Origin of the sequence: Pseudomonas sp. MPFS, assembly GCF_022537035.1 — a bacterium.
Classification (GTDB): Bacteria; Pseudomonadota; Gammaproteobacteria; order Pseudomonadales; family Pseudomonadaceae; genus Aquipseudomonas; species Aquipseudomonas sessilinigenes.
In genome coordinates this window covers 1,273,690-1,286,543 of the sequence record NZ_CP066123.1, presented here as the reverse complement: position 1 = coordinate 1,286,543, position 12,854 = coordinate 1,273,690, and the positions used below count along the sequence as shown (strand labels likewise).

Genomic DNA, 12,854 nt, shown 5'->3' with positions numbered 1-12,854 from the left:
ATTGACCTGGAGCCTGGTTGATCCGTTCCCGATCGGGACTGCTACCTCACACGGAAGCCAGCACCAGGTGCATGTAGCGGGTCAGGATACCGAGCATTTCCTCGTCGGCCAGTGGCTCGGCGTCGTTGAGCAGGCCCTGATATTCCATTCGGCCGATTATAGACGTCAACACCTTGGCGTCTTGCTGTGGCTCCCGCGACCCCAGGACCTGGAAGAACTGGCAAGTGCCCTGCAGCAGGATCTGCTGGTGCGAGCGCACCAGCTGCGCCAGGCGTGGGTTGAGCAACGCCTCCTGGCGAAATGCCTGCTCGGCCATCAAGTGCTCGCGGCGAGTGCTGAGCTGGCGCTGCACGTAGTCGGCGGTCATGCGCGCGATATCGTCGGCCAGTTGCGAACGGCAAGCCAGGCTGCCGTCGCCATAGGCCACCATCTCCCGCAGCAACCCTTCGTTACTGGTCCACAGCTTGGCCATGAACGCCGCGCTGCGCTCGACATACTGGGCGAAGGTATCGGTGAGCAGGTCATCGATATCCTTGAAGTAATAAGTCGTGGCCGACAGCGGCACACCGGCTTCGGCGGCTACCGCGCGATGGCGCACGGCCCGCACGCCGTCGCGCACGACAATGCGCATGGCGGCATCGAGGATCTCCTGTCGGCGTTGTTCACTGCCCTGGCGGCTGGCCTTGCGGCCTTGGTACTGAACACTTTCAGCCACCGCAGTGGCGATGCCAGCTGCACCTTCTTGAGCAATTGCACGGTTCACGACAGGTATTCCTCTTATCAATTACACAGAATCAAAAGCGGTACGTCAGTTCCAACCAGACAATAAAAAGCCGCCTGGTAAAGGCGGCTTCTTATTCACGACATCTTAGGCTTGCGGCCGCATGTGCGGGAACAAGATCACGTCGCGAATCGACGGCGAGTTGGTCAGCAGCATCACCAGGCGGTCGATGCCGATGCCTTCACCGGCGGTTGGCGGCATGCCGTATTCCAGGGCACGGACGAAGTCGGCGTCGTAGTGCATGGCCTCGTCGTCACCGGCGTCCTTCTCGGCCACCTGGGCCATAAAGCGCTCGGCCTGGTCTTCGGCATCGTTGAGCTCGGAGTAGGCGTTGGCGATCTCGCGGCCACCGATGAACAGCTCGAAGCGGTCGGTCACGGCCGGGTTGTCGTCGTTGCGACGGGCCAGTGGTGAGACTTCGAACGGGTACTCGGTGATGAAGTGCGGCTGCTCCAGCTTGTGCTCCACCAGCTCTTCGAAAATCATCACCTGCAGCTTGCCCAGGCCTTCGTGGCCCAGCACCTTGGCACCGGCCTTCTTGGCGATCTCGCGGGCGCGGTCGACATCTTGCAGGTCGGCAGCGGTCAGCTCCGGGTTGTACTTGAGGATCGAGTCGAACACCGACAGGCGCACGAACGGTTCGCCGAAGTGGAACACCTTGTCGCCGTACGGCACGTCGGTGGTGCCCAGGACCAGTTGCGCCAGCTCGCGGAACAGTTCCTCGGTGAGGTCCATGTTGTCGTTGTAGTCGGCGTAGGCCTGGTAGAACTCGAGCATGGTGAACTCAGGGTTGTGACGAGTCGAGACACCTTCGTTACGGAAGTTGCGGTTGATCTCGAACACTTTCTCGAAGCCACCCACCACCAGGCGCTTGAGGTACAGCTCCGGCGCGATACGCAGGAACATGGCCATGTCCAGGGCGTTGTGGTGGGTTTCGAACGGCTTGGCCGCTGCGCCGCCAGGAATGGTCTGCAGCATTGGCGTCTCGACTTCGAGGAAGTCGCGCTTGGCCAGGAAGCTGCGGATGTGGGAGATCACCTGGGAGCGCACACGGAAGGTGTGGCGGGTTTCCTCGTTGACCATCAGGTCGACGTAGCGCTGGCGGTAGCGCTGCTCGGTGTCGGTCAGGCCGTGGTGCTTGTCCGGCAGCGGGCGCAGCGACTTGGTCAGCAGGCGCACGTTGGTCATCTCGACGTACAGGTCGCCCTTGCCGGAGCGGGCCAGGGTGCCTTCGGCGCTGATGATGTCGCCCAGGTCCCAGGTCTTCACGGCGGCCAGGGTTTCTTCCGCCAGGGTCTTGCGGTTGACGTAGACCTGGATGCGGCCGGTCATGTCCTGGATCACCATGAACGAGCCACGGTTGAGCATGATGCGACCTGCCACCTTGACCGGGATCGCCGCTGCTTCCAGCTCTTCCTTGGTCTTGTCCGCGTACTGTTTCTGCAGGTCGTTGCAGTAGCTGTCGCGACGGAAGTCGTTGGGGAAGGCATTGCCCTTGGCACGCTCTGCGGCAAGTTTTTCCTTGCGCAGGGCGATCAGGGCGTTTTCTTCCTGTTGCAGGTCTTGCGCTTCGGTCTTGAGGTCGCTCATGTCGTCATTCTTTCCATCAGGTGTTCATTGCCCCTATCGGGCAGGGCGCGCAATACCGGCAACGGCCGGTATCGCGGCGGTGGTGTGCGGTTTACAGCCCCTGCTTGAGGCTCGCTTCCAGGTATTGGTCGAGGTCGCCGTCCAGGACCTTCTGGCAGTCGCTGCGCTCGACGCCGGTACGCAAGTCCTTGATGCGCGAGTCATCCAGTACGTAGGAACGGATCTGGTGGCCCCAGCCGATGTCCGACTTGGTGTCTTCCAAGGCCTGCGAGGCGGCGTTGCGCTTCTGCATTTCCTGCTCGTACAACTTGGCCCGCAGCATCTTCATGGCGGTGTCCTTGTTGGCGTGCTGGGAGCGTTCGTTCTGGCAGCTGACCACGGTGTTGGTCGGCACGTGGGTGATCCGCACCGCCGAGTCGGTGGTGTTCACGTGCTGGCCGCCGGCGCCGGAGGAACGATAGGTATCGATGCGCAGGTCGGAGGGGTTGATCTCGATCTCGACCTTGTCGTCGATCTCGGGCGAAACGAATACCGCCGAGAACGAGGTGTGGCGACGGGCGCCGGAGTCGAACGGGCTCTTGCGCACCAGGCGGTGTACGCCGATCTCGGTACGCAGCCAGCCAAAGGCGTACTCGCCCTTGATGTGCACGGTAGCGCCCTTGATGCCGGCGACGTCACCCTCGGACAGTTCCATGATGGTGGCGTCGAAGCCGCGCTTGTCGGCCCAGCGCAGGTACATGCGCAGCAGGATGTTGGCCCAGTCCTGGGCCTCGGTGCCACCGGAGCCGGCCTGGATGTCCAGGTAGGCGTTGTTCATGTCCATCTCGCCACTGAACATGCGACGGAACTCAAGCTGGGCCAGGGCTTCTTCCAGCCCCTGCAGCTCGGTCTCGACGTCGCTCACGGCCCCTTCGTCATTCTCCTCGACGGCCATGTCGAGCAAGTCCTTGCAGTCCGCCAGGCCACCGGACAGCTTGTCCAGGGTCTCGACGACCTGCGCCAACATGGAGCGCTCGCGCCCTAGTGCCTGGGCGTATTCGGGCTTGTTCCAGACGTTGGGGTCTTCCAGTTCGCGGTTGACTTCGATCAGGCGGTCATGCTTTTGATCGTAGTCAAAGATACCCCCGAATGGACTGGGAACGCTCGGTCAGGTCCTTGATGGTATTCAGGATCGGGTTGATTTCCATGGATGGCAGCACTCGTTGGCGAACTTTTGAAAGCCGACGATTATAACGGAATCACTGAATGGCGGCAGCCCGCTTGGCGGCTTTAACAGTGAATAGCCACGCCAACCCGCATGCCGGGCCCTCTATAATCCGGGCTCATGCTTGATCCCCATGCCCCACTGCCAGCAGAAACCGCAAGCGAGCCTCCATGGAAAGAACCCTCACTGATGCAGAAATCCGCGACATCCTCGCCCGGGAAAGGCGCAACCTGAAGGGCTCGCAGGCGGTGGTGTACTTGATCCTCGGCCTGTTCGCCGCCATACCGCTGCTGGGCATCGGCCTGTTCATCCACACGCTGCTGGCCTGGGCCCTGGCCGTACCTTTGGCGGTGTTTCTCTGGTGGTGGATCTATTACCGTACCCGCGCCATGGAAAACACCGTGGGCACGCACACCCTATGGTTGCAGGCGCAGTTCAGCGCCACCTGGGTCAACGCCCACCGCAATGGCCACTGGCGCTACGCCTTCGGTGACTACCCCATCGCCGCCAGCAACCTGATCGACAATCTGTTCAGCGCAGGAAAACTCAACATCCATGCCCAGTACAGAGTCGAAGCCGTGCTGCTGACTTGCCCACAAACCTCGAGCCACTGCTACCACCTGTTCCCCGATACCTTTATCGAAATATCCGGGGACCAACAGCCTGCCAGCGAAGACGGCTACTCGATCCCTACCTGATTGCGCCCATTGTTCTTGGCCAGGTACAGGCCCTTGTCCGCGGCCGAAATCAACTGCCGGCAATGGCTGTTGGGCTGCGGAGTCATGGTCGACAGGCCGATGCTGATGGTCAGGCTGGCCCCTTCCACTGGTGCGATATGGGGGATTTTCAGGGCCTCGACGGTCTGGCGCAGCTTTTCGGCCACCAGGCGCGCGCCACCCGGTGAGGTGTTGGGCAGCACCAGGACGAACTCTTCGCCACCGTAGCGCGCCGGCAGGTCGGATGGCCGGCTGCTGGCCTCACGGATTGCCGCGGCCACCTTGCGCAAGGCCTCGTCGCCCTCCAGATGGCCGAAAGTGTCGTTGTAGGTCTTGAAGTAGTCGACGTCGATCATCAGCAGCGACAACTGGCTCTGCTCACGCATGGCCCGGCGCCATTCCAGCTCCAGGTATTCGTCGAAGTGCCTGCGGTTGGACAAACCGGTCAGGCCGTCGGAGTTCATCAGCCGTTGCAGCACCAGGTTGGTATCGAGCAACTGCTGCTGGCTGACCCGCAACGCCCGGTAGGCGGCGTCCCGTTGCAACAGGGTCATGTAGGAACGCGAGTGATAGCGGATACGCGCCACCAACTCGATGTTGTCCGGGAGCTTGACCAGGTAGTCGTTGGCCCCGGCGGCAAAGGCCGCGCTCTTGATCAGCGGGTCTTCCTTGGTGGACAGGACGATGATCGGAATGTTCTGGGTGGCCGGGTGGTTGCGGTACTCGCGAACCAGGGTCAGGCCATCGAGGCCCGGCATCACCAGGTCCTGGAGGATCACCGTGGGCTTGATGCGGATCGCCTGGGCAATGGCCTGGTGCGGATCGGCGCAAAAGTGGAAGTCGATGTTTTCCTCATTCGCCAACCCACGCCGAACCGCCTCGCCGATCATGGCCTGGTCGTCCACCAGCAACACCATGGCAGCGTTTTCATCGGTCTTGAATTCGTCGAGCTGTAAATCATTCATGGGTTGTCACCTGAAGTGCTACCTGGCCAGGACAGCTGCGTTTATCAGTCATTTGGCAAATATCTCCAGCAAACGTGGAGCGATCTTGTCCAGTGGGCGAATCTCTGCGGCGGCGCCGATGGCAGCGGCTGCCTTGGGCATGCCATACACCGCGCTACTGTTCTGGTCCTGGGCGATGGTCAGATAACCCTGATCGCGCATCAGCTTCAAGCCCTGGGCGCCATCGCGCCCCATGCCGGTCAGTAGCACACCCACCGCATCGCCACTCCAGTAACTGGCGACACTTTCAAAAAATACATCGATGGACGGACGGTAGATCTCGTTCACCGGCTCGGCGGTATAGGCCAGCGTTCCGTTCTTCAACAAGCGGATATGGTGGTTGGTTCCCGCCAGCAGCACCGTGCCGCTTTGCGGTGGCTCGCCCTCGCGCGCCAGGCGTACCTGCAGGCCCGATGCGCTGCTGAGCCATTCAGCCATGCCCGCGGCAAACACCTGATCGACATGCTGGACCAGCACGATGGCTGCCGGAAAGTCCTTTGGCAAGCCCTTGAGCAATACTTCGAGTGCCGCCGGCCCGCCTGCGGAGGAGCCAATGGCCACCAGGCTCTGGCGTGGCATGCCGCTGCGCAGCGGCAGCGGCACAGAACGCACGCGGCTGCCACGCTGGCCGATCAGCCAACCGATATTGAGGATCTTGCGCAACAGCGGGGCCGCCGCCTCCTGGGCATTGCCCGCGCCCACGGCGGGGGTGTCCACCACGTCCAGGGCTCCATGGCCCATGGCCTCGAACACACGGTGGACATTCTGCTGCCGATCGACGGTGACGATCACGATGGCGCACGGCGACTCGGCCATGATTCGCCGCGTGGCCTCAACGCCGTCCATCACCGGCATGATCAGGTCCATGAGAATCAGGTCCGGGGTCAGTTCGGCGCAATACTTCACCGCCTCGGCACCGTTGGTGGCGACCCAGACCACCTCGTGGCTGGGATCGAAAGCCAGCGCCCGGCGCAAGGCCTCCACGGCCATGGGCATATCGTTGACTATCGCTATCTTCATGCCCGCGCTCCTCCAATCAGTTCCACCACCGCATCCAGCAGGGCGTCGTCATGGAAACTGGCTTTGGCTAGATAATAGTCGGCACCGGCATCCAGACCGCGGCGCCGGTCTTCCTCACGATCCTTGTAGGACACCACCATCACCGGCAGTGACTGCAGGCGATTGTCGCGGCGCAAGAGTGTGACCAATTCGATTCCATCCATTCGCGGCATGTCGATATCGGTGATCAGCAGGTCGAAGCTTTCCGAACGCAAGGCGTTCCAGCCGTCCATGCCGTCCACGGCCACGGCCACGTCGTAGCCGCGATTGATCAGCAGCTTGCGCTGCAGTTCGCGCACCGTCAGGGAGTCGTCGACCACCAGGATCCGCTTGCGCGCAGCCTGTGCATGTTGCTGATGATGCCGGGCGATGCGTTCCAGGCGACCGGTGTTGAGCAGTTTGTCCACCGACCGCAGCATGTCCTCGACATCGACGATCAAGGCCACGCGTCCATCGTCGAGCAAAGCGCCGGCAGAAATATCCTGGATCTTGCCCAGGCGGTCGTCGAGCGGCAGCACCACCAGGGTCCGCTCACCGATAAAGCGCTCCACGGCGACGCCATACACGGCATCGCGCTCGCGGATCACCACGACTTTCAAGGTCGAGGCGTCATTCTGGCTCGCCGGTCGCTGCAACAGCTGGCTGGCCGCGACCAAGCCCACATGCTGGCCCTCATGCCAGAAGTGCTGGCGCCCCTCCACCTGGACGATTGCCTCCGGCTCCAGGTCGCACATGCGCTCGATATGAGCCAGGGGGAAGGCATAGGCTTCCTCGCCGACCTCCACCACCAGGCTGCGCACCACCGACAAGGTCAGCGGCACTTCCAGGTGGAAACAACTGCCCTGGCCGGTGGTCTGCTCCAGCACCACGGCCCCACGCAGCTGGCGCACCATGTGCTGCACGGCATCCAGGCCAACGCCGCGACCGGAAACTTCAGTCACCTTGTCGCGCAGGCTGAAACCTGGCAGGAACAGGAACGTCAGCAATTCTTCTTCACTAAGTTGCGCCGCTGTCGGGGCCGGGGAGAGCTGGCGCTCGACAATGCTCAGGCGCAAGCGCTCCAGGTCCACCCCGTGCCCATCGTCACTGAGTTCCAGCACCAGCAAGCCGGCCTGATGGGAGGCCTTCAGGCGAATCACCCCTTCGGCTGGCTTGCCCGCCAGCAGCCGCTGCTCGGGCAGTTCGATGCCATGGTCGACAGCGTTGCGCAACAGGTGGGTGAGCGGTGCCTCGAGCTTCTCCAGCACATCGCGGTCGACCTGGGTCTTTTCCCCCTCGATCTCCAGGCGTACCTGCTTGCCCAGGCTGCGCCCCAGGTCACGCACCATGCGGACCTGGCCACCGAGCACATCGGCAAAGGGCCTCATGCGGCAAGCCAGGGCCGTGTCGTAGAGCACCTGGGCACGCTGGCTCGCCTGCCAGCCGAACTCATCGAGCTCGGCGGTTTTTTCCACCAGCAATTGCTGGGACTCCGCCAGCAGTCGCCGCGCATCCTCCAAGGCCTCCTGGGCTTCGAGGCTCAGGGCATGCTCCTTGAGGTGCAGATTGAGGTTTTCCAAGGCCGCCAGGCTATTGCTCTGGATCCGTTTGAGCCGCTGCATGGTGGCCAGGTAAGGCTTGAGCCGCTGGGTCTCCACCAGTGACTTGCTGGACAGATCCAACAGTCCGTTGAGACGCTCGGCAGTGACCCGCAGCACGCGCTCGCCACCGTCGGTGATACGCCTGTTGGGACGTGCAGCGGCCACCACGGCGTCCAGCGAAGGTTCTGGCTCGACCTCCACCAGGGATTCGGGCATGGGCTCCAAGGGCGCGTCCAGCGATAACGCCAGTGGTGCATCCGGCAGGTCCGGCGGCGACCCGGGCGCCGCCGGCAATACTCCGCCGGCTGTCGCCCCCGGGTCCAGCAGGCGCTCCATCAGCGCCACATAGACCTGGATATCCGCCGCTACGAGTTCCGCCCCACCGGGCGTGCCAATGCGCGTCAGCAGGTCGGTTCCCTGGAGCAAAGCATCGATATGCTCAGGCTGCAGGTACAGGCGCCCTTCCTGGGCGCTGACCAGGCAGTCCTCCATGACATGGGCGACGCTCACGCCAGCATCGACCCCGACGATCCGCGCCGCCCCCTTGAGGGAGTGGGCGGCACGCATGCAAGCCTCCAGCTGGTCGGCCTGGGTCGGATTGCGCTCCAGCGCCAGCAGCCCGGCACTGAGCACCTGGGTCTGGGCCTCGGCTTCCAGGCTGAACAGTTCCAGCAACGAGGCATCACGCATTTGATCGGGGGTCATGTGAGGCTCCGGGTCACGGCCGAGAGCAGCTGCTCTTCATCCAGCCAGCGCAGGCTGCGTCCCTGCCATTGCAGCACGCCACGGGTGTACTTGGCAGTGGCTTGCTCACCGGAAGTCGAGGCGCCGTTGAGAATCCGCTCGTCGATAGCATGGATGCCATGCACCTCATCCACCGGCACCACTACGGGGCCGCCCTCGGCGCCGATGATCAGCATCCGCGGCATCACCCGCCCCGAGGGGGCAGTGCCCGGTGTGCTATCGAGCCCCAGCAACTCGGCCAACGACAGGCAGGCCACCAGCGCTCCACGGACATTGGCCACCCCCAGCAATGCCCGTGATCGCTGATGCGGCAGGGAGTGAATCGCCTGCTGCGGCGCCACTTCCAGCAGGCAGCGGGTCGCCAATGCCAGCCACTCCTCGCCCAGACGGAACATCAGCAGCGAACGGGTGACCACATCACTGTCGGCCTCCTGGACCACCGAGTGCTCGCGGTCCTCCTGGCGCAACGAATAACGATCGAGCAGGCGCGTAGCCGCAGCGGAATAAACAGAACAATTGCGGCAATGGACATGTTCGGCCAACAAGGGGCAGGACTTGTCGCCAAGGATGCCGATGCGATTCCAGCAGTCATCGATGGCCTGCGCATCTTCAAGGGTCACGTCCAATGAATATGAATGGCTCATCGTTTCAACTCACTGTCGGCAGTGCGCGAGCTACGGGCGGCACGCTCCTGCAATCGTTGGGCACCGGCGAAGTCGCCCTGGGACGCCAGCAATGCCGCCAGGTGCGCCAGGGCTTCGGGATGCTGCGGCTCCAGGTACAAGGCCTTGCGATAGAAGCCCTGGGCCTCGATGGCGTTACCCGCCACGTCGCTGAGCAAACCCAGCCAATAGAACACCTGGGCCACCGGCTCATGTTGCTGCAGATAGCGCTCGCAAGCGGCCCGGGCCTCACCACTCTTGCCCTCATTGGCCAGCGCCGTGATGCTTGCCAGCAGACTCGCGCCATCGCTGGCCGGGGCCACGCTGTTGATGGGCGCCGGGGCCGCCACGCGACTGGCAAAGGGACGCTGGCGTGGCGCCGGGGGAGCCACACTGCGTGGCGGCATCGGTAGGGGCAAGGGCTGCGGCAGCGGAGCCAGGGGCTGTTCCGGGGCAGGTTCGCTGTGGCGGCTGAAGGCAAAGGATTGGGGGATGCCGATCGAGCGCATGCCCAAGCGCCCCAGCAAGCTGCCCTCGGCCGGGCCGATGAAAAGCACACCCTCTTCATGGGTCAGGCGCTTGAGCACCTCGAACACCTGGCGCTGGGTGGACTGGTCGAAATAGATCAGTAGGTTGCGGCAGAAGACAAAGTCGAAGGCCGGCTCGGAGGCCAGCAACCCCGGCTCCATCACATTGCCGACCTGTAGCCGCACCTGCTCACGGACCCGCTCGTTCAAGCGATAGCGATCACCCTCGGCCACGAAGTGACGCTCTCGAAAATCCGTGTCCTGGCCACGAAAGGAATTCTTGCCATAGACCGCATTCCGGGCCCGCTCCACCGATAGCGGGCTGACATCCAGGCCGTCGATCTTGAACTGATGGGGCGCCAGGCCGCCATCCAGCAGGGCCATGGCGATCGAATAAGGCTCTTCGCCGGTGGAACACGGCAGGCTCAGCAAGCGCAGGGCACGCATGCCCTTGATCTGGGCCAGGCGGGCCGAGGCCAGCTTGACCAACGTGGCGAAGGACTCCGGATAACGGAAAAACCAGGTCTCCGGGACGATCACCGCCTCGATCAGCGCCTGCTGCTCCTCCTGCGAGCCTTGCAACCGATGCCAGTACTCATCGTTGCCATGGATATACAACGCATTGCAGCGCTGGCGCACCGCACGCTCGATGATCGCCGGCCCCACGGAGGCGACATCCAGGCCGATTCGCTCCTTGAGGAAATCGAAAAACCGTTGTTCGCCGCTCATCGAGGCTCCTCGAGCGCAGCCAGGTCAAGCGGCGGGCTGGGAAACAACAACTCGCGCACTTCGGGCCGCAGCAGGTGATCGACCCGTACCCACTGCAACAGCCCCTGGGCATCCTCGCGCACCGGCCCCAGGTACGGGGCCTGGGCGTTGTCCAGGCCATAGGGCTGGAACTGCTGCGGATCGCAGCGCAGGGTGTCGTTGGCCTGCTCCAGCAACAACCCCAGGACCCGCGCGGGCTGCTCGGCCTCGCCACGATAGTGCACCAGCACCAGGCGCGTGCTGGTACGCAATTGCGCCGGCCGGCCAAAGGTCAGTTGGCACAGGTCGATCACTGGCACCACCGTGCCACGGTAGGCGAAGACTCCCGAAACCCAGCCCGGGGCCTGGGCAATGGGCTTGAGTTGCAGGCGCGGCAACACCTCGACCACATCCACGGCCCGCAGCGCATACCGCTCCTGGCCGATGCGGAAAACCAGGAACAGCACGGTCTTCACCGAGGCTGCGCCATTGCGCTTGTGCGCGAGCTCATCCATCAGACTTTGAAACGCGAAACGCCGCTACGCAGCCCCACGGCCACCTGGCTCAGTTCGTCGATGGCGAAACTGGCCTGGCGCAGGGACTCGACGGTCTGGCTACTGGCATCGCCCAATTGCACCAGCGCGTGATTGATCTGCTCGGCGCCGGTGGCCTGGGCCTGCATGCCTTCGTTGACCATCAACACCCGCGGCGCCAGGGCCTGGACCTGGTGGATGATCTGCGACAACTGCTCACCCACCTGCTGTACCTCGGCCATGCCGCGGCGCACTTCTTCGGAGAACTTGTCCATGCCCATGACCCCGGCCGATACCGCCGACTGGATCTCGCGAACCATCTGCTCGATATCGTAGGTCGCCACCGCCGTCTGGTCCGCCAGGCGGCGCACCTCCGTGGCCACCACGGCAAAACCGCGGCCGTATTCACCGGCCTTCTCGGCCTCGATGGCAGCATTGAGCGACAGCAGGTTGGTCTGGTCGGCGACCTTGACGATGGTCACCACCACCTGATTGATGTTGCCGGCCTTCTCGTTGAGGATCGCCAGCTTGGCATTCACCAGGTCTGCCGCGCCCATGACCGAATGCATGGTGTCTTCCATTCGCGCCAGGCCCTGCTGGCCCGACCCTGCCAACACCGAGGCCTGGTCGGCGGCGCTGGACACTTCGGTCATGGTCCGTACCAGATCCCGCGAAGTCGCGGCGATTTCCCGCGATGTGGCGCCAATTTCCGTGGTCGTGGCGGCGGTCTCGGTGGCCGTGGCCTGCTGTTGCTTGGACGTGGCGGCAATCTCGGTCACCGACGTGGTGACCTGTACCGAGGAGCGCTGGGCCTGGGACACCAGGGCCGTGAGCTCGGTCATCATGTCGTTGAAGCCGGTCTCGACCGCACCGAACTCGTCCTTGCGCTCCAGGTTCAAACGCCTGCTCAAGTCGCCGGTGCGCATGATTTCCAGGATATCGACGATACGGTTCATCGGCGACAATATCGCGCGCATCAGCAACAGGCCGCACAGGCCGGCCACCAAGATCGCCACCAGCAGCGAAACTCCCATGCTGATCTTGGCAGCGAGCACCGCGTCGTCGATCTGTGCAGCGGCCGAATCCGCCACGCCCTTGTTCTCTTCGATGATGTCGTTGAGCTTCATCCGACCGGCGACCCAAGTGGGGGTCATTTGTTCATTGAACAGGCGGATGGCTTCAGCATTCTGGTTACGCCGATGCAGGTCCAGGATCGTGGCCTGGGTCTTGAGCAGGCTCTGGTGGTAGTTCTCGAAATCGTTGAACTCCCTCAGGTCGCTCTCTCCACGAAGGGTTTCCTTGTAGCTGGCCATGTACTTCTGCAGGCGCTGTTCGAAACCCTTGAAGTCGGCCTCGTCCTGCGCCGTAACTCCCTTGTCCTCGTCCAGGCCGAGAATGGCCTGGGTACGCAAGTAGCTGTCGACCCACGAGCCACGGATCATCGAACTGAAATAGACCCCCGGAATGGCATCGGAACGCATGCGCTCCTCTCCGGCCTCGATCTTCAACAGCCGCGAGTACGAGACGACGACCATCAGCAGCATGATGGTGATGATCACCGCAAAGCTCGCCAAAATGCGTTGGCGCAACGTCCAGTTCTTCACAGCCAGCCCTCGAACCCATTCAAAAATGGGGGGAGTATAGCCGAGGACGATCCGGGTTTTATGGGTGGTTTAACGACACAGGCAGGACTTTTAGTGGTTTTGT

11 protein-coding genes are annotated in these 12,854 nt (G+C 63.0%); 1 reads left to right on the top strand and 10 read right to left on the bottom strand.

All coding sequences use genetic code 11. The features are described from left to right. Positions 1 to 46: 46 nt before the first annotated feature. From I9018_RS05745 to prfB, 3 genes are all read right to left on the bottom strand, one after another. Positions 47 to 763, bottom strand: coding sequence for a TetR family transcriptional regulator (locus I9018_RS05745; RefSeq protein ID WP_068583701.1), 717 nt, complete (start codon positions 761 to 763; stop codon positions 47 to 49). Positions 764 to 868: 105 nt separating this feature from the next. Further along, positions 869 to 2,371, bottom strand: a complete 1,503-nt coding sequence (gene lysS, locus I9018_RS05740) for a lysine--tRNA ligase (protein ID WP_241108944.1) — start codon at positions 2,369 to 2,371, stop codon at positions 869 to 871. Positions 2,372 to 2,462: 91 nt separating this feature from the next. Further along, positions 2,463 to 3,558 (bottom strand): peptide chain release factor 2 gene (gene prfB / locus I9018_RS05735; RefSeq protein WP_103324112.1). Its coding sequence is split into 2 segments (ribosomal slippage): positions 2,463 to 3,485 and positions 3,487 to 3,558, totalling 1,095 coding nucleotides; the frame shifts between segments, so codons are not numbered across the junction. Between the two features lie 187 nt (positions 3,559 to 3,745). Here prfB and I9018_RS05730 point away from each other — a divergent pair. Continuing rightward, on the top strand, positions 3,746 to 4,273 hold the full coding sequence (locus tag I9018_RS05730) for a hypothetical protein (RefSeq protein ID WP_241108943.1): 528 nt from the start codon (positions 3,746 to 3,748) through the stop codon (positions 4,271 to 4,273). On the opposite strand, the gene I9018_RS05725 is transcribed toward I9018_RS05730, so the two are convergent. From I9018_RS05725 to I9018_RS05695, 7 genes are read right to left on the bottom strand one after another with little or no spacing between them, the layout of a single operon-like run. After that, a complete protein-coding gene (locus I9018_RS05725) occupies positions 4,255 to 5,256 on the bottom strand; it encodes a PleD family two-component system response regulator (protein ID WP_068583692.1) in 1,002 nt (333 codons plus the stop codon). The two genes, I9018_RS05730 and I9018_RS05725, sit on opposite strands and share 19 nt — an antisense overlap. Positions 5,257 to 5,304: 48 nt before the next feature. Further along, positions 5,305 to 6,315 (bottom strand): chemotaxis response regulator protein-glutamate methylesterase, encoded by a 1,011-nt coding sequence (locus tag I9018_RS05720; RefSeq protein ID WP_068583689.1) that lies wholly within the window; start codon positions 6,313 to 6,315, stop codon positions 5,305 to 5,307. Beyond that, positions 6,312 to 8,639, bottom strand: coding sequence for a hybrid sensor histidine kinase/response regulator (locus I9018_RS05715; protein WP_241108942.1), 2,328 nt, complete (start codon positions 8,637 to 8,639; stop codon positions 6,312 to 6,314). The genes I9018_RS05720 and I9018_RS05715 overlap by 4 nt, the downstream gene beginning before the upstream one ends. Continuing rightward, positions 8,636 to 9,322 carry a chemotaxis protein CheW gene (locus I9018_RS05710; protein ID WP_241108941.1) on the bottom strand — a complete coding sequence of 229 codons (687 nt, stop codon included), beginning with the start codon at positions 9,320 to 9,322 and terminating at the stop codon, positions 8,636 to 8,638. Before I9018_RS05710 ends, I9018_RS05715 begins: the two co-directional genes overlap by 4 nt. Then, the gene (locus I9018_RS05705; protein ID WP_241108940.1) at positions 9,319 to 10,596 is read right to left on the bottom strand and encodes a CheR family methyltransferase; all 1,278 of its coding nucleotides are present in this window, start codon (positions 10,594 to 10,596) and stop codon (positions 9,319 to 9,321) included. The genes I9018_RS05710 and I9018_RS05705 overlap by 4 nt, the downstream gene beginning before the upstream one ends. Then, positions 10,593 to 11,129, bottom strand: a complete 537-nt coding sequence (locus tag I9018_RS05700; protein WP_241108939.1) for a chemotaxis protein CheW — start codon at positions 11,127 to 11,129, stop codon at positions 10,593 to 10,595. The genes I9018_RS05705 and I9018_RS05700 overlap by 4 nt, the downstream gene beginning before the upstream one ends. Next, positions 11,129 to 12,751 (bottom strand): methyl-accepting chemotaxis protein, encoded by a 1,623-nt coding sequence (locus I9018_RS05695; RefSeq protein ID WP_241108938.1) that lies wholly within the window; start codon positions 12,749 to 12,751, stop codon positions 11,129 to 11,131. Before I9018_RS05695 ends, I9018_RS05700 begins: the two co-directional genes overlap by 1 nt. Positions 12,752 to 12,854: the final 103 nt, after the last annotated feature.